Source organism: Erwinia amylovora (genome assembly GCF_017161565.1).
In the GTDB taxonomy this organism is placed as follows: domain Bacteria; phylum Pseudomonadota; class Gammaproteobacteria; order Enterobacterales; family Enterobacteriaceae; genus Erwinia; species Erwinia amylovora.
This window is the reverse complement of record NZ_CP066796.1, coordinates 422,618-440,249: the sequence shown is the minus strand read 5'-3', so window position 1 is coordinate 440,249 and position 17,632 is coordinate 422,618. Positions and strand designations below refer to the sequence as shown.

14 protein-coding genes are annotated in these 17,632 nt (G+C 55.3%); 9 read left to right on the top strand and 5 right to left on the bottom strand.

What is annotated here, in order from left to right:
* Nucleotides 1-42 precede the first annotated feature (42 nt).
* The 3 genes from JGC47_RS02055 to JGC47_RS02045 all read left to right on the top strand — a co-directional run bounded on the left by JGC47_RS02055 (nucleotide 43) and on the right by JGC47_RS02045 (nucleotide 4,574).
* A complete protein-coding gene (locus JGC47_RS02055; RefSeq protein WP_004155161.1) occupies nucleotides 43-498 on the top strand; it encodes a DNA polymerase III subunit chi in 456 nt (151 codons plus the stop codon).
* Between the two features lie 5 nt (nucleotides 499-503).
* A complete protein-coding gene (locus JGC47_RS02050) occupies nucleotides 504-3,359 on the top strand; it encodes a valine--tRNA ligase (RefSeq protein WP_004155159.1) in 2,856 nt (951 codons plus the stop codon).
* Nucleotides 3,360-3,728: 369 nt separating this feature from the next.
* Nucleotides 3,729-4,574: an AraC family transcriptional regulator gene (locus JGC47_RS02045; protein ID WP_004155157.1), complete on the top strand. Its 846-nt coding sequence runs from the start codon at nucleotides 3,729-3,731 to the stop codon at nucleotides 4,572-4,574.
* 52 nt (nucleotides 4,575-4,626) lie between these two features.
* Here JGC47_RS02045 and uhpC read toward each other — a convergent pair whose 3' ends face one another.
* Together uhpC and JGC47_RS02035 are read right to left on the bottom strand one after the other, a co-directional pair.
* Nucleotides 4,627-5,964, bottom strand: a complete 1,338-nt coding sequence (gene uhpC / locus JGC47_RS02040; protein ID WP_004155156.1) for an MFS transporter family glucose-6-phosphate receptor UhpC — start codon at nucleotides 5,962-5,964, stop codon at nucleotides 4,627-4,629.
* A 13-nt stretch (nucleotides 5,965-5,977) separates the two neighbouring features.
* Nucleotides 5,978-6,793 (bottom strand): inositol monophosphatase family protein, encoded by an 816-nt coding sequence (locus tag JGC47_RS02035; RefSeq protein ID WP_004155155.1) that lies wholly within the window; start codon nucleotides 6,791-6,793, stop codon nucleotides 5,978-5,980.
* Between the two features lie 240 nt (nucleotides 6,794-7,033).
* Between JGC47_RS02035 and JGC47_RS02030 the strand changes: the two genes are divergently transcribed.
* Entirely contained in the window at nucleotides 7,034-7,312 is a 279-nt protein-coding gene (locus tag JGC47_RS02030; RefSeq protein ID WP_013036268.1) for a hypothetical protein, read from the top strand.
* A 287-nt stretch (nucleotides 7,313-7,599) separates the two neighbouring features.
* The gene (locus tag JGC47_RS02025; protein WP_004155153.1) at nucleotides 7,600-8,103 is read left to right on the top strand and encodes a GNAT family N-acetyltransferase; all 504 of its coding nucleotides are present in this window, start codon (nucleotides 7,600-7,602) and stop codon (nucleotides 8,101-8,103) included.
* Nucleotides 8,104-8,465: 362 nt separating this feature from the next.
* Here JGC47_RS02025 and rraB read toward each other — a convergent pair whose 3' ends face one another.
* Complete coding sequence (gene rraB / locus JGC47_RS02020) at nucleotides 8,466-8,888, bottom strand: ribonuclease E inhibitor RraB (RefSeq protein WP_004155152.1); 423 nt, start codon at nucleotides 8,886-8,888, stop codon at nucleotides 8,466-8,468.
* Nucleotides 8,889-9,044: 156 nt separating this feature from the next.
* On the opposite strand from rraB, the gene argF reads away from it, so the two are divergent.
* The 4 genes from argF (at nucleotide 9,045) to ridA (ending at nucleotide 12,288) form a co-directional block, all read left to right on the top strand.
* Nucleotides 9,045-10,055: an ornithine carbamoyltransferase gene (gene argF, locus JGC47_RS02015; RefSeq protein WP_004155151.1), complete on the top strand. Its 1,011-nt coding sequence runs from the start codon at nucleotides 9,045-9,047 to the stop codon at nucleotides 10,053-10,055.
* Nucleotides 10,056-10,348: 293 nt separating this feature from the next.
* On the top strand, nucleotides 10,349-11,284 hold the full coding sequence (gene pyrB / locus JGC47_RS02010) for an aspartate carbamoyltransferase (RefSeq protein WP_004155150.1): 936 nt from the start codon (nucleotides 10,349-10,351) through the stop codon (nucleotides 11,282-11,284).
* A gap of 12 nt (nucleotides 11,285-11,296) precedes the next feature.
* Complete coding sequence (pyrI, locus tag JGC47_RS02005; protein WP_004155149.1) at nucleotides 11,297-11,761, top strand: aspartate carbamoyltransferase regulatory subunit; 465 nt, start codon at nucleotides 11,297-11,299, stop codon at nucleotides 11,759-11,761.
* A 140-nt stretch (nucleotides 11,762-11,901) separates the two neighbouring features.
* Nucleotides 11,902-12,288 (top strand): 2-iminobutanoate/2-iminopropanoate deaminase, encoded by a 387-nt coding sequence (gene ridA, locus JGC47_RS02000; RefSeq protein ID WP_004155147.1) that lies wholly within the window; start codon nucleotides 11,902-11,904, stop codon nucleotides 12,286-12,288.
* Nucleotides 12,289-12,379: 91 nt separating this feature from the next.
* On the opposite strand, the gene JGC47_RS01995 is transcribed toward ridA, so the two are convergent.
* Together JGC47_RS01995 and JGC47_RS01990 are read right to left on the bottom strand one after the other, a co-directional pair.
* Nucleotides 12,380-14,752, bottom strand: a complete 2,373-nt coding sequence (locus JGC47_RS01995) for a beta-N-acetylhexosaminidase (protein WP_004155146.1) — start codon at nucleotides 14,750-14,752, stop codon at nucleotides 12,380-12,382.
* Between the two features lie 90 nt (nucleotides 14,753-14,842).
* Nucleotides 14,843-17,401, bottom strand: coding sequence for a DEAD/DEAH box helicase (locus JGC47_RS01990; RefSeq protein ID WP_004155145.1), 2,559 nt, complete (start codon nucleotides 17,399-17,401; stop codon nucleotides 14,843-14,845).
* Nucleotides 17,402-17,632 lie beyond the last annotated feature (231 nt).

Sequence of the window (17,632 nt, the reverse complement as noted above, 5' to 3'; positions counted from 1 at the left end):
ACCTTTATTCCACCCGTTTTATTGAGTAACAGGCATCATTGAATGAAAAACGCAACTTTCTATCTGCTGGAAACCGACATCCCGGTTGACGGACTGAGCGCTCAGGAAGCGCTGGTCTGTTCCCTGGCCGAGGCCCGCTGGCGAGAAGGAAAGCGCGTGCTGATCGCCTGTGAAGACGAAGTGCAGGCGATCCGGCTGGACGAAGCCTTGTGGCAGCGCCCGGCCAGCGCCTTTGTACCGCATAATCTGGCAGGTGAAGGACCGAAGTACGGCGCCCCGGTCGAACTGGCCTGGCCACAGCGTCGCGGCAATGCGCCGCGCGACCTGCTGATCAGCCTGCTGCCGCAGTTTGCAGATTTTGCCACCGCTTTCTATGAGGTGATAGACTTCGTACCCTATGAAGCATCCCTGAAACAGCTGGCGCGCGACCGCTACAAAGCGTATCGCAGCGTTGGCTTCCACTTGAATACGGCAACGCCCCCATTGCCTAAGACATAGCAGAAATGGAAAAGACATATAACCCGCAAGATATCGAGCAGCCGCTTTACGAGCACTGGGAACAACAGGGCTATTTTAAACCGCATGGCAATACGTCCGAGGAAAGCTTCTGCATCATGATCCCGCCGCCGAACGTGACCGGTAGCTTGCATATGGGCCACGCTTTCCAGCAGACCATCATGGATACCATGATCCGCTACCAGCGCATGCAGGGTAAAAACACCCTGTGGCAGGCAGGGACTGACCATGCGGGCATCGCCACGCAGATGGTGGTTGAGCGCAAGATCGCGGCCGAAGAAGGTAAAACCCGCCAGGATTACGGCCGGGATGCCTTTATAGAAAAAATCTGGCAGTGGAAAGCCGAATCTGGCGGCACCATTACCCGCCAGATGCGCCGCCTGGGCAACTCCGTCGACTGGGAGCGCGAGCGCTTCACCATGGATGACGGCCTGTCGAACGCGGTAAAAGAGGTGTTCGTTCGCCTGCACAAAGAGAACCTGATCTACCGTGGCAAACGTCTGGTGAACTGGGACCCGAAACTGCGCACCGCCATTTCCGACCTGGAGGTGGAAAACCGCGAATCCAAAGGTTCCATGTGGCATATCCGCTATCCACTGGCCGACGGGGTTAAAACCGCTGACGGCAAAGATTACCTGGTGGTCGCCACTACCCGCCCCGAAACCGTGCTCGGCGACACCGGCGTGGCGGTCAATCCTGAAGATCCGCGTTATAAAGACCTGATCGGCAAATTCCTCGTGCTGCCGCTGGTGGATCGCCGTATTCCCATCGTCGGCGACGAACACGCGGATAGGGAGAAAGGCACCGGCTGCGTGAAAATCACCCCGGCGCACGACTTCAACGACTACGAAGTCGGCCGCCGTCATCGTTTACCGATGATCAATATTCTGACCTTCGACGGTGACATTCGTGATTCCGCCCAGGTTTACGACACCAACGGCGAAGAATCTGACGTCTTCGCGCCCACCATCCCGGCGGAATTCCGTGGGCTGGAGCGCTTTGCAGCACGTAAAGCCGTCGTCGCGGCGGTTGATGCACTCGGCCTGCTGGATGAGATCAAACCGCACGATCTGACCGTTCCCTACGGCGACCGCGGCGGCGTGGTTATCGAACCGATGCTGACCGATCAGTGGTACGTACGCACTGCCCCGCTGGCGAAAGTGGCGGTGGAAGCGGTGGAACAGGGCGAAATCCAGTTCGTACCGAAGCAGTACGAAAACATGTACTTCTCGTGGATGCGCGATATTCAGGACTGGTGCATCTCGCGCCAGCTGTGGTGGGGTCACCGCATTCCGGCCTGGTACGATGCTGCAGGCAATGTTTATGTTGCTCGCAGCGAAGAAGAAGCGCGTGCCGAAAACAATCTGGCTGCGGATGTGGTACTGACTCAGGATGAAGACGTGCTCGATACCTGGTTCTCTTCCGGCCTGTGGACTTTCTCCACCCTCGGCTGGCCGGAAAATACCGCAGCGCTGCGCACCTTCCACCCGACCAGCGTGCTGGTGAGCGGCTTCGACATTATCTTCTTCTGGATTGCGCGCATGATCATGCTGACCATGCACTTCATCAAAGATGAAAACGGCAAGCCTCAGGTGCCGTTCAAAACCGTCTATATGACCGGCCTGATCCGCGATGATGAAGGGCAGAAAATGTCCAAGTCGAAAGGCAACGTGATCGATCCGCTGGATATGGTTGACGGTATCTCGCTGGAAGATCTGCTTGAGAAGCGCACCGGCAATATGATGCAGCCACAGCTGGCGGAGAAAATCCGCAAGCGCACCGAGAAGCAGTTCCCGAACGGCATTGAACCGCACGGCACCGATGCGCTGCGCTTCACTCTGGCGGCGCTGGCGTCAACCGGACGTGATATCAACTGGGACATGAAACGCCTGGAAGGTTACCGCAACTTCTGTAATAAGCTGTGGAACGCCAGCCGCTTCGTGTTGATGAATACCGAAGATCACGACTGTGGTTTCAACGGCGGCGAACTGGCGCTGTCGCTGGCAGATCGCTGGATCCTCGCCGAGTTTAACCGCACGGTGAAAGCTTACCGCGAAGCGCTGGACAGCTATCGTTTCGATATTGCCGCCAATATCCTGTATGAGTTCACCTGGAACCAGTTTTGCGACTGGTATCTGGAGCTGGCCAAACCGGTAATGAATGGTGGCAGCGAAGCCCATCTGCGCGGCACGCGCAATACGCTGGTCAATGTCCTGGAAGCCCTGCTGCGCCTGGCGCATCCGATTATTCCCTTTATCACTGAAACCATCTGGCAGCGGGTGAAAGTGCTGAAAAACATCAGCGACGACACCATCATGCTACAGCCGATGCCGGAATTCTCCGCCAGCAAGGCAGACGAAGTGGCCATGGCCGATACCGAGTGGCTGAAGCAGGCGATCGTGGCGGTGCGCAATATCCGTAACGAGATGAACATTTCTCCGGCCAAACCGCTGGATGTTCTGCTGCGCGGTGCCAGCGATGAGGTGGTTCGTCGCGTTAATGATAACCACAACTTCCTGAAAACCCTGGCGCGCCTGACTACGCTGGAGCTGCTGCCTGCCGGTGAGAAAGGCCCGGTTGCCGTCACCAAACTGGTGGACGGCGCTGAGCTGCTGATCCCAATGGCCGACCTGGTGGATAAGACCGCCGAGCTGGAGCGCCTGGCGAAAGAGGTGGTTAAGCTGGAGCTGGAGATGGGGAAAATCAGCGCCAAGCTGGATAATGAAGGGTTTGTGGCGCGCGCACCTGAAGCTGTGGTGGCGAAAGAGCGTGAACGCCTGCACGATTTTGCACTGGCCAAAGCCAGGCTGACCGAGCAGCAGGCGGTGATCGCCGCACTGTAATAGTGACGGCGGATCGAATCAAGGATCCGCCGGCTTATGCATCAAACTGACCGAAACAGTCTTATTGCGGCTTAATCTATTCCGGCAATGGCAATGCCGGGATCCGCATCCTATTCCATCGCCAGTGCAAACCTTTTGGTTTGCGTAGACTTCCAGCTGGCAACTCGCCAAATTGATTATTCATCAATCCATTATTAGGTTAGTGGATTGGGATTTCTAAAGCATTATTCAGCAATCATTATAAACGACAAAAGTATGCGCTAATCGGCATATTTATCAGCAGGCCCTTGCCCGATAAGTAATAAAGCAGTTAATTATTATCCACTTCATTAAAACTCACTCATATACCGCTTAATGAAAAGGTTTGCTATGCAATTAACTTCCAGCCTTAAGGCTTCACCGCCCGTTCTCTGCGTTGCCGGGCACCAGCAGGAAGAGTACTTTGCTGCCGATCAGCTTACCCTGTTATGTGACGGGCTGGCAAAACAGCGCCCCTGTTCGTTGCATAGCGTACTGAATTCATTTGCATTAATCGCTCCGTTGCTTAACGCTATTCCCCATGTGGTCTTTTTTATTAAGGATCTGCAGGCGCGCTATCTGTTGGCCAATCTCACGTTAGCCAAACGTTGTGGTTTTAAAACCGTCACGCCGTTGTTAGGTAAAACTTCTGCCGACGTCTTTCCGGCACAGTTGGGTTCCGGTTACACCGAGCAGGATCTGCGTGTATTACGCCAGGGGGTGCAAATCCAGGATCGGCTGGAGATGCACCTCTATAGCGCCCGTGAAACCGGCTGGTGCCTGACGCAAAAACTGGCTCTGTATGACCGGCAGGGCAAGATTATCGGCATGGCTGGGATCTCACACGATCTGCAAAAATCCAGGGCTAATCACCCGGCCTATCAGCAGTTGGCCGCGCTGGACGTCTATATTCGCCAGCATTATGACAAACCGATCGCGATGGCAGAACTCAAGGTGCTGACCGGTCTTTCCGTGGCGCGGATTGAGCGCTACTGCAAACGTATTTTCCACTTGACGCCGCGCCAGATGATCCACAAAGTGCGGCTGGAAAAGGCCAGCGAACTGCTGGCCAGCGATCTGCCCATCACCGATATTGCATTACAATGCGGCTATACCGATCACAGTGCTTTCAGCCGTCAGTTCAAAATCATGACAGGATCGACGCCTCGCGCCTACCGCGCCACGACCAAAAATTGAATGACGAAATGAATGACTGTTTGCTTAACCCCAATAAAGAGGTGAGCCGCAGTCAGCTTTCATCCGCAGCTTCGGGCTTTGCGCGCCGTGGTTCGATGGCCAGAGGTAATAACAGGAGCGTTGAAGCTAAGGTTGTTACAGACAAGACAACGAAGAAGCCATCCCAGCTCCAGCTTTCCAACACTTTAGCCAGCGGCCATCCCGACAGAGCGGCACCAAGATAGCCAAAGATGCCAACGAACCCGGTCGCAGCTCCTGCTGAATTTTTGTGGGAGGACTCTGCCGCTGCCATACCAATCAGCATCTGGGGGCCAAAGATGAAGAAACCGATAAAGAAAAAGCAGATGGCATTAAACACATAGCTATCAATACGTAACAGCCATATCAAAAGCACGCTGAGCAAAATACCGATCATAAAAATGATATTCATGGGCACCCGGTTACCCGCAAACAGCTTATCAGAGCCCCAGCCAGCCACGATAGTGCCAATAAAGCCGCCGACTTCCAGCATCGTCAACGCTGAGTTAGCTTTCACCAGCGAGAAGCCATGATTTTGTGTCAGATACAGGTTACCCCAGTCGTTAATGCCAATGCGCACAACGTAAACAAATACATATGATGTGGCAAGCAACCATATGTATTTATTGAAAAAAATATATTTTTTCAACATCAACATCAGAGGCAGTTTTGCGCTTTTTTGCTCTTGATCGAGTTCCTGTCTATCGCTGCGCCAGCGTCCTACCGACGGCAACCCCATTGAAGCTGGGCGATCGCGCAGGCGAAAGCAAAGAAAGCAGCCACTTATAATGGCAATAACCCCCGGCACGATCATCCCGTAGCGCCAGCCGTGATGAACAGCCAACACACCGGCCAACAGGGGGATAACAGCCCCGCCAACATTGTGCGATGTATTGCAAGCTGCCCACCAGAATCCCCGCTCATTGCGCGAATACCAGCTAGTGAGCAGTTTGGCACAAGGAGCCCACCCCCACCCCTGGAAGAACGCATTGGCAATCCATAACACGATCAGGGCGAATAACGATGAGCTGACACCGAACAAAATATTCAGCACTCCTGTCAGAATCAAACCGATGCCCATAAAATAACGCGGGTTAGCAGCATCGCTTAGCACCCCGGAAATAAAACGTGAAGCGCCATACATAAAATAAAATAGCGTGCTGATCAGCCCGACGTCCGCAATGGTGAATCCCAGATCTTGCAGCATCTCCGGCATCACGTAGTTAAAGCTTTTACGGGTTAAGTAGTACACGGCATAGCCAACATACATGCCAAGCATGATCTGAATACGCCAATAACGATACGTATCATCAACGTGCTCTTTATCTGCAAGTAATGGTTGCTCCGGGGCTGACTTTATCCATTTAATCATATTGTTACCCCTGTCACTTGAGGAGGGGAGATGGCGAACTATTGTGGCGGGAAAGCGCTAAAAGCACTTGCGCATGCAGTTGAGGATCGCCAGCCGCAACTACGCTGGAGCCGGAATACATGGTGAGTGGTTCACCCTCCCAGTCGGTGATTTTGCCGCCAGCGCCTTCAATGATCGGTACCATTGCGCAGTAATCAACTTCACGCATGCCTCCGCTATCGACGCTGAGATCGAGACGACCGGAAGCCAGGCAACCATAGGCATAGCAAGCGCCACCATAGATGCGCCATTTGCTGGCTGTGAGCAGATGGTTGTAGCCGGCCAGATGCTCAGGAAGTACAAACTCAGTATTGCTCGTGGACATAAGAGCATCAGACAGATATTTGCAGGAGCGAGTGGTAACGGGGTAGCCATTCAAAGTGCTGGGGTACCCGGCAATGCCGATCCAGCGCTCGTCCAGTGCAGGAATATCAATGATCCCGACCACGGGCCGACCGTGGCGACACAGCGCCAACAATGTTCCGTAAACCGGAACGCCAGCGATAAACTGTCTGGTCCCATCTATAGGGTCGATAACCCACACCCATTCTCCATGATGAGCGCTGGCACCGAACTCCTCGCCTAAAATGCCGTGGGAGGGGAACGCCTGGGTTAACTGCCCGCGTATCAGTTGTTCGACCTGACGGTCGATGAGGGTGACCGGGCTTAGATCGTCTTTAGTATCAAATTCGCGGCCACTGTACAGATAACGCTGGCGTTCTTGTTTCAGTTGCTGACGGGTCTGATCGGCGATGGATGCAGCGATCTTAGCGAAGTATTTCAGATCCATATACATTCTCCCAGTTGCAGATTGTTGTGAACAACGTTACTGCTGACGGACTCTGTTCAACACAGTTGAAAAACTGTCGATTGACGGAGTACAGCATCTCATTGCGAAATTTTTCTTTGAATGAAGCCGTCATTATGGTGAGTGCGGAGTTATATACTTGATGTGTTTCTGTGGTGGAGATGATGAAACTGGCATAGCAATGGGTAAAACCGCCGTGCCGGATAGCGAAGGATTTGTGGCATGCGCCAGGTAAGCGCATTGATCTATGACAGAGTTGGATCCTGTTTCAAATTTGGCGATGTAAACTCCAGCTTAAGAAAAGCTCAGTTGCCGATAATAACGATCGTGAAAATGTTAGCCATTGGTATCGATTTCCCACCTGTAAACAGTCAAGTGCTTCATTCAAAATGTGATGCTCATATCGAAATTCTTAATGGCGATGACCAGTCATTACATCTGATACAAACAGCACAAAACACCTTTACCTCTTCAGGGCTTGCTCTCGTTAAACGACATTAATAAGTCGGCAACTGATAGAGATAAGATCATTGAGTAAATGAGAAGCCAAAACACAAAGCTTCTGTTGTGCGACAAAAAGAGATCGATGGTTTTCCGTAGAAATGTAAGTTTTGTCCATTAGGGTAGGAGTTTACGGAACTTGGTAAGCTGAACAGAGGTGATATCATCACCTCATGGCGGCAGTGGTCAATTAGAAATGGCCACCCGGTGCCAACAACCGGCATTGCATCCAGATACCGCCAATGTTATTACATTTGTCGGCAACCGAAACACCGTGAGCAAAACCTATGACATCCCCGATGCAAACCACCCTGCGCGTGCGCCCAATCGCCCGCGCTGACAACCCGCATATAGCCGCCGTTATTCGCACGGTGTCGGCAGAATTTGGCCTGACGGCGGACAAAGGTTACACGGTTTCTGACCCTAATCTTGACCATCTTTACCAACTCTACAGCGAGGACAACAGCGCTTACTGGGTAGTCGAACTGGCGGGCAAGGTGGTAGGCGGCGGCGGCGTAGCCCCGCTGGTGGGCAGCGATGCCGATGTTTGTGAACTGCAGAAAATGTACTTCCTGCCCGCCGTGCGCGGCCTTGGCCTGGCACATCGTCTGGCGATCCAGGCTATGGATTATGGCCGCCAGTGCGGTTTCAAGCGCTGCTATCTCGAAACCACCGCCTCACTGACGCGTGCCATTCGCCTGTATGAACAGCTTGGCTTCAGCCATATCGACGGGCCGATGGGGGCCACCGGCCATGTGGATTGTGAAGTGACCATGCTGAAAGCGCTGTGAAACACAACGTCAATGACATAACGGCACGCCGCTGTGAAAACGCAATTCGCTGTCCGGTCCCGCGATAATCCGCGCCCCGGTTTCCCCCATTGCCGTCCCCTTACATTGATGTCATGCGGTGATATCGCCGCCGCCAGCGCGAGGTCATGCTGCTAATGACGCACTTCGAAGGCAACTAAAGCAGTGACAGAAGATCGCCCGTTCTGCCTCCAGCAGAGAGCAAGGCTGGACGGCTACGTCGACCCAGGCTGGCTGAGTGCAGCACTGTAGAAAACGGTGAATGAAGGGCAAGAAGGGAGCGGGATTTAACAGATTAACGCAAAAAAGTGGATCCTGGCCGGGCAAGCCCGGCCAGTTCGCCATCAGTGGCGCACGCCGTTATCTTCGCCGTCTAAATGTGCATCATTCTCATCGTCTTCGTCCTGCGCGTCCGGGTCTTCGAAATAGGTGCCCCAGCCATCGTAGTCAACGTTGAATTTACCCGCAACATCCACCAGTTGCTCAACCTGAGCATCAATCAGCTCGGCATTAAGCGCGCCTTCGCTAAGAATATCGCAGCACATCACTTTTGTGCCGTCCTCCAGATCCAGCTCTTCCGGCTCGGTCACTTCGTAGCCCAGCTTGAAGGCTTCCACCGCCGCTTTTTCCAGCGCATCAAAACTGTCACAGGAAAAATGGTGCTCGATGGTATACAGCGCGTCCGGGTCGCTGCCATCATCCAGCAGTTCTTCAATAATCAGCCGCGTCTCTTCGCGCTGCTCTTCCAGTAATGCTTCGTTAGCCATGATCCGTTCCTCGTAGTGGCATTATTTCACGTATTTTCCCACAGTGCTGATTGCGCCACTACCTTTAAACGAAAGTTTCTGCATGTGGGGGTTGAATATGCATATTAATACCGTTAAATTGAATTTAAATTCACTAAAAGTTATCCGGAGTGCTCCATGAATCCGTTATATCAACGTCACTTTCTCAGGCTGCTCGATTTCAGCCCCTCTGAAATCAATGGCTTACTGGCGCTGGCATCCCGCCTGAAGTTCGCTAAGAAAAAGGGCGAAGAGATTCAATATCTGACAGGCAAAAACATTGCGCTCATCTTCGAAAAAGACTCGACTCGTACCCGATGCTCTTTCGAAGTTGCCGCATTCGATCAGGGCGCTAACGTCACCTATCTTGGCCCAAGCGGCAGTCAGATCGGCCATAAAGAGTCGATTAAAGACACCGCACGCGTGCTTGGCCGCATATATCACGCCATTCAGTATCGCGGACACGGCCAGCAGCTGGTGGAATCGCTGGCCGAACACGCTGGCGTGCCGGTATGGAACGGGCTGACCAATGAATTCCACCCTACCCAGCTGCTGGCCGACCTGTTGACGATGCAGGAGCATTTGCCGGGGAAAGCCTTTAGTCAGATGACGCTGGCCTATGTGGGTGATACGCAAAACAATATGGGTAACACCCTGCTGGAAGCAGCAGCGCTGGTCGGCCTCGATCTGCGCCTGGTGGCACCAAAAAGCTGCTGGCCGGATGCAGCGCTGGTGGCCGAATGCCGGGATGTGGCACAGCACAACGGCGGGAAAATCACCCTGACGGAAGATATTGCCACAGGGGTACAAGGCGCTGATTTTATTTATACCGACGTCTGGGTTTCGATGGGCGAACCCAAAGAAGTATGGCATGAACGCATTGCCCTGCTGCGTCCGTACCAGGTGAATATGGCGCTGCTGCAGGCGACGGGAAACCCCCGGGTGAAGTTCCTGCACTGCCTGCCCGCCTTCCACGACGATCAGACCCTGCTCGGTCAGCAGATGGCGCAGCAGTACGATCTGCACGGCGGCATGGAAGTGACCGATGAAGTGTTTGAATCCGCGCACAGCGTGGTGTTCGATCAGGCGGAAAACCGTCTGCATACCATCAAGGCGGTGATGGTCGCCACGCTGTCAAAGCAGGAGTAATCCCGCCGAAGCAAACGATCACCTCGCTCTCTTTTTCGCTTGCTGAACGCCGATGAATGCGTATAATGCACCCCGTTTGCCGGGAGGATGCATGAAACTGAATCGCAAAACTGATCCCTCACCAACGCGCCCGATTGCCGGTGGGCTGCGCCGTTTTCTGCATCAGGCATCACCGATCGTTATGAAATGCCCCTCACACAGAGGGGCTTTTTTTTGCCCCTGATTCAGTGCAAAAGAGACTCGCCCCGTCGTGCTGCCAAACCGATGATGACGGGCAACAGAGGAGAGTGAAGATGGCCAATCCGCTATATCGCAAACATATTATTTCCATTAACGATCTCAACCGTACTGAGCTGGAGCTGGTGCTGAACACCGCCGCCAGCCTGAAAGCGGCCCCGCAGCCGGAACTGTTGAAGCATAAAGTGATTGCCAGCTGCTTCTTTGAAGCCTCAACCCGCACCCGCCTGTCGTTTGAAACCGCCATGCACCGCCTCGGGGCGTCGGTGGTGGGCTTTGCCGACGGCGGTAATACCTCTCTGGGGAAGAAAGGCGAAACCCTGGCCGATACTATTTCGGTGATTAGCACCTATGTGGATGCCATCGTGATGCGCCATCCACAAGAAGGGGCCGCCCGACTGGCAACCGAGTTTTCCGGCGGCGTGCCGGTACTGAACGCGGGGGACGGAGCCAACCAGCATCCAACCCAGACGCTGCTCGACCTGTTTACCATTCAGGAAACCCAGGGGCGTTTGAGCCATTTGCAGGTCGCGATGGTTGGCGACCTGAAATATGGTCGTACCGTGCACTCGCTGGCTCAGGCGCTGGCGAAATTTGACGGCAACCGCTTCTGGTTTATCGCCCCGGATGCGTTGGCGATGCCGGCTTATATCACCGATATGCTGGACGAAAAAGGCATTGCCTGGACGCGCCACGACAGCATTGAGGAGGTAGTGCCACAGGTGGATATTCTGTATATGACGCGCGTGCAGAAAGAGCGGCTGGATCCCTCGGAATATGCCAATGTCAAAGCGCAGTTTGTGCTGCGCGCTGCGGATTTGAACGGTGCGCGTGACAATATGAAGGTGCTGCATCCGCTGCCGCGTATTGATGAAATCGACAACGACGTCGACAGCACGCCGCACGCCTGGTATTTCCAGCAGGCTGGCAACGGCATTTACGCACGCCAGGCGCTGCTGGCGCTGGTACTCAACAGTGAACCGGCTCTGTAAGAGGAGATCATCATGACTCAAGACAATAAACTGCAGGTTGAGGCGATTAAACGCGGTACGGTGATTGACCATATTCCGGCGCACGTTGGCTTTAAGCTGCTGTCGCTGTTCCGCCTGACGGAGACCGATCAGCGCATCACTATCGGCCTGAATCTGCCCTCCGGTGAGGGCGGGCGCAAAGACCTGATTAAAATTGAGGATACCTTTCTGACTGACGATCAGGTCAATCAGCTGGCGGTGTACGCTCCGCACGCCACGGTAAACCGCATCGATGATTACAATGTGGTGGCGAAAATCTCCCCCACGCTGCCGGAGCGCATCGACCGCGTGCTGACCTGCCCGAACAGCAACTGCATCAGCCGCACCGAGCCGGTTGATTCCAGCTTCACGGTAAAACAGCGCCAGGATGAACTGCATCTGAAGTGCAAATATTGCGAAAAAGAGTTCACGCACCAGGTGGTGATGGCAAGCGATTGATCGCTGCCGTTTGCAATTGATGGCAACGGCGGGCAGGATGTGAGTGCCCCGCGCCAGCCAACATCATGGAAGTGACGTTAACAACGCCGTGCCAGCTTCGGGCTGGCAGGGGATCATCCCAGACACCTTCAGGAGAAAAAATGTTTCGCGAAATCAATACCGATAAAGCGCCAGCCGCCATCGGCCCGTACGTTCAGGGCGTGGATCTCGGCAGTATGATCATCACCTCTGGCCAGATCCCGGTCGACGCCAGAACCGGGACGGTCGCGGACGATATTGCCGCCCAGACACGCCAGTCGCTGGAAAACGTACAGGCGATTATTGAAGCGGCCGGTTTACAGGTTGGCGATATCGTCAAAACAACGGTATTCGTTAAAGATCTCAATGACTTTACTACGGTAAACGCGACCTACGAAGCGTTTTTCAGCGAGCATCAGGCGAGCTTCCCGGCACGTTCGTGCGTGGAAGTCGCGCGTTTGCCAAAAGATGTGAAAATCGAAATCGAAGCGATTGCCGTTCGGCGTTAAGCACGACATGGGGGCGGAGGATCATCTCCCCCCATGATGTCGCAGCGTGCGCGCAGCCGTCGTTGGCTATCCCCTGTCGTTTTCCCGACGGTTATTTATCTGCCCACAGCAATTTCTCAATCGGGTAGAGCAGCGCGATCACCCATTCATTCTGCCTGAGCGCCTCAGCATCGAGTAACTGCTGCATCTTCGCCACTTCGCGCGCGCCGAAAATGCGCTCATTTTCCATCGCATCGACCAGTGACAGCCCCACCTTACTGATGGCCCCCACCTGCTTTGCTACCGGTAACAGCGGCCGCAACGGCGGATTGCTCGCCAGCAGAGGCTCAACCTGTAGGATATTGTTCTGCCACAGCTCGAGCTGACGACGTATCGCCAGCGCCGCCTGACGGTCACCACGGTTGGCAATCAGCGCATCCACCCGGCGGTCAAGTTCCCGAACCTTGTTGCTCTCGCTGGGCAAGATATCCGCCAGCTGATTAAGAGGTTCGGCCAGCGTTGAATGCCCGGCGCGGTGCTTGAGATGCTGACGCGTGCAGGACTGCGCTGGTTCCAGCGCCTCGGCAAAAATGTGTAGCGGTGCAATATCGTTGCCGTTGGCAAGGCGCATCATCTGTAGCTGAATTTGTGTATGCTGTTGCAGGCCCACAGATACCGCCGACCAGTTGTCCACCGCCGCCAGCCGTTGATACATATTTTTTTCGTCAGTGACATCCGCTGCCGACCACAGTCGCTCGGCAACGGCAAACGCCCGTGGCCACAAACGGATATCAATGATGTTTTCATCAACCATCTCACTCCACAACACCGCTTCCCCTCCCAGCAGATTCTCCCTGAGCTGCGCCTCATCAGGTAAGGCCGGTTTTATGCCCTGTGGGATCTGCGCCAGCCGGCTGCCCGTGGTCGGATATCGCACATTGCCAATACGCCAGTAGCCGTTCAGGCTGTCGCCCGCCAAAGTCAGTACCGGCTGTAGATTGCCCATCCAGCTGTCAACACGAAAGGTTAACTGTGTGGGCGAAAGCCAGCGCATGTTTTGCACCATGCGCCGCGACCGTCCGGCAAAATCGATAAAGCCACGCCATCCGCTCGCGCTGTCAATCAGGGTAAAACTGCCGTTTAGCGGCTCGCCCTTCAGACGGGGTAAGCTAAACTGCCAACTCTGCGCCGTTTCCCCTGCTCTCACCCGATCGGCACCGTTCAGCCCCTGCGGCCAGACTTCATTGCGGTAATGAAAAGCGGCTGGCTGTGCCTGATCGAGATAGAAACCAGTGGACAGGATGCCGCGGTAGTTGTTTTTCGCCATTTCTCCCAGCGCATCGGCTCCCCGCCAGGACTGGATCAGAATGCTGCGTGGCAGATCGGGGTGATACATTTTGTCCCAGCCGATGGCGCGGCGCTGGTGTTTTGCCAGGATCTTCTCCACCCGCTGATTGAAGTAAGCCTGCAGAGCGTGGCCATCCCTCAGTCCTTGTCGCTTCATAAACTGGCTGATACGCTCGGATTGCCGCCATTGCGTATCGTCCACCTCATCGCCGCCAATGTGTAAATACGGGTCGGGGAAGATCGCCGCCACCTCGCCGACCAGCTGGTCAATAAACCGGTAAACATGTTCGTTGGTCGGGTCAAGTAACGGTTTGAACAGGCCCCAGCCGCGCTCCGGTTGATAGCGCCCCGGAATGGCCAGCAGCTGCGGCATCGCTACCGCCAGCGCGGATGCATGGCCGGGTAAGTCTATCTCCGGCACCACCCGCACGCCGCGATCGGTGGCATAGCTGACAATATCGTGCATCTGCTGCTCGCTGTACCACAGGCCATCGCTGGCTTCTGCCTGGAGCTGCGGAAAGTGGCGGGAGGCAAAGCGCCAGCCCTGGTCATCGGTCAGATGCCAGTGAAACACGTTCATGCGCGCTGCGGCGATGCCATCAATCTGCCGCTTCAGGGTCTCCACCGGCATAAAGTGACGGACAGAATCAATCATCATGCCGCGCCACGGAAAACGTGGGCGGTCATCAATAGTCACCAGCGGCAGCGCCCCATTCTGAACCAGCTGCAACAGCGTTTCCATACCGCGCATGGCGCCAAAACGCGTGGCACTGTCCAGACGCACGCCGTCACGGCTGACCACCAGACGATAGCTTTCATCGCTGTCAGGCTGGGGAACAGGGGCGACCCGGTTTGCGATATGGATTTGCAGCGGCGTGGCGTGGGCAGAAAGCGGGTAATACGCTTTACCCGTCTGACGCGCCAGACGCCGCTGCCAGCGCGGCAGGGCTTCGTGCAGATCATCGCCTTTTACCTGCATGTCCAGCGGAGTAACCAGCTTGAGGCTGGCTCCATCGGCGGCCAGTTCTACCTTCTGTGGCCACGGCATCAGCGGCAGATCTCCTGCCGGCACCGCAGCCACGCACAGCGGCAAAATGGCACTAAAAGCAGTCAGTATGCGGCACGGTGACCAGAGCATAGTAAAAATCCTTTTTGGTGGTACTTCCTCAGAACACAGTTAGCATGACGTATTCAGTCAGGCATGATGAAACCAGAGGGATCTGGCTGACTATGGGGCGAACAGGTCGCTGAGATCTTGCTGGCTGAAGCTGGCAGGCTCGCTTAGCTCATCATTAAGGATTTCTTCGGCAAGATCGGCTTTTTGCTGCTGTAAGGCGACGATCTTCTCCTCGATAGTACCCGCAGCGATCAGCTTGTAAACAAATACCGGCTTATCCTGACCAAGACGCCAGGCGCGATCGGTCGCCTGATTTTCCGCCGCCGGATTCCACCAGGGATCGTAATGGATCACCGTGTCTGCCGCCGTCAGGTTCAGCCCCACGCCGCCCGCCTTCAGGCTAATCAGGAATACCGGAACTTCGCCCTGCTGGAAACTTCGTACCGGTTCGTTGCGGTCCCGGGTAGCACCGGTCAGCGTAACAAACGGAATACGCGCCTTGTGCAGTTCCCCGGCGATGATCGTCAGCATGGTGGTGAACTGCGAGAAGATCAGAATACGACGATCTTCCGCCAGCAGGTCGTGCAACATTTCGCGCAGCAGCGCCAGCTTGGCCGAATGACGCACTTTCTCCGCGCGCGCATCGGCCAGCAAACGCGGATCGCAACAGATCTGGCGCAGCTTTAGCAGAGCGTCCAGAACCAGCAGGTGACTGCGCCCCGCTCCTTGTTGCTGTACTGCCAGCTGCACGCGATCCTGCATTGCTTTAAGAACATGGTCATACAGTTCGCGCTGCGCGCCGTCCAGCACCACGCTGCGCACGATGGTATTCTTAGGCGGCAGTTCTTTCGCCACCTCCTGCTTACGCCGACGCAGCATAAACGGCCGCACGCGTTTCGCCAGCAGATCGCGCCGCACTTTATCCCCCTGCCGCTCCACCGGAATGCGCCAGCGCTGGGTGAAATCGCGTTCGCTGCCGAGGAAACCCGGCAACAGAAAATCAAACTGCGACCACAGCTCGCCAAGGTGATTTTCCAGTGGGGTGCCGGTCAGGCACAGGCGATGGCGCGTTTTCAGCATACGGATCGCTGACGCCGCACGCGAAGAGCTGTTCTTGACATATTGCGCTTCGTCCAGGATCAGCAGGTGGTAGTCGTGAGCCATCAGCTGATCCTGGTCGCGCCATAGCAGCGAGTAGGTGGTGAACACCACGTCATACTGCTCAAGTCGCTGATAGAATTCCTTGCGCTGTGGGCCTGTCAGCGCCAGCACCTTCAATCCTGGCGCAAAGCGTGCGGCTTCGCAGCACCAGTTATGCACCAGCGTGGTCGGCACCACGATCAGCGCCGGGCGATCGAGCCGCCCGGCCTCTTTTTCCAGCAGCAGATGCGCCAGCGTTTGAATCGTTTTGCCTAAGCCCATATCGTCAGCCAGCACGCCAGCCAGCTGGTGCTGACGCAGAAACTGCATCCAGTTTACACCCTGTTGCTGATAGTCGCGCAGCGTTGCCTGTAGCCCAACCGGCGGCGCGACCGGCGGTAGGCCAGTATGACCGCTTAGCCGCTGCGCCAGTTGATAAACCGCATTTTCGCCGTCAAATACCCAGCGGCGATCGTCCACCTCGCTGAGACGACCGACATCCCAGGCGGCGAGGCGCAGCGGCTGCGCATCGCTACGGGTAAACAGGTCGATAAGGTTACCCACCAGCGGCTTGAGCTGGGAAGCGCGGAACACCAGGCGCTGCTGACGTTCATCACGTATTTCAATTTGTTCATCGTCAGGGATCTGCGTGAGATTAGCGGACATCCAGCGGCGGTCGCGTGCAAATAAACGTGCCAGCAGCGGTTCCAGCCGCACGCGTCGTCGGCCAATTTTCATCGCCAGTTCAAGATCGAACCAGCCATCTTCACCCTTTATGGCACGCCCTTCGATCTCTTCTACTTCGGTGATATTCCAGGTGAAGTCATCGTCCATGTTGACATGCCAGCCGCGTTGACGCAGAGCCGGCAACCCGATTTTGATAAATTCACGCCACTGTGAAGACGACGACGGCGCGAATATCGCCGCAGGAAGCGGGGCTGGCGTGTAAATATGCCCGGAAGGGATGCTGTTCAGCCCGGCGCTGGCTATCTGTGCCAGCCAGAATTGCTCGTCGTCCATGTGACGCTGAACGTGAAAACGCTGCCCGCTGCGGTCGGCAAAGCTCTCGGCATGACTACCGGCATCCACCTTTACCCCGGCATAGTCAAAACTGACCGAGGCAAAATCCAGGCGTTTCTGACGATGGCCATAATGACCGTAGCCGCTGATAAATTTCGCCCGTGACTGTAATTGCAGCACCGGCACCGGCACCGCCCGGATGGTGTCAATGGCGACGGCAGACTGCGACTGATGCGGTTGCAGATTCGCTAACATGAGCGCAGCCACATGTTTGCAGTTGTTTTTGACCGCACAGCTGCACTCGCCGCTGGCGTGAAGCTTGCCCTGAGGACGACTGAAATGAACCATCACGCTATAAGGCTCTGCTTTTCGTCCCGGTACTTCCCCGGTTAGCAGGGTATTCTGCCACTGAATATGCCGTACGCTGGCAATCAGATCCCGCGCCCGGGCCACGGTGCGCGCACCGAGCCAGCGAGTGATCTGTTTTTCATTATAAGCAACGGACGACATCGGGCAGTATCCCTGAGTAACAAGAGCAAAATGGTTTTACTCTACGGCAACCGGCAATAGTAGTGACTCCCCGTGGTCGAATGCAACCGCCACCGCACGCGAGGATGGCAAAAAAATATCGCACGGCTGCAGCCTGCTGATGACTGATACACCCGCGCTGACTTTTTTTGCCCCTCTGCCCCGGCTTTGCTTCAGGTCAATAAAACATCAGCTGATGTGCAGCAAAATACC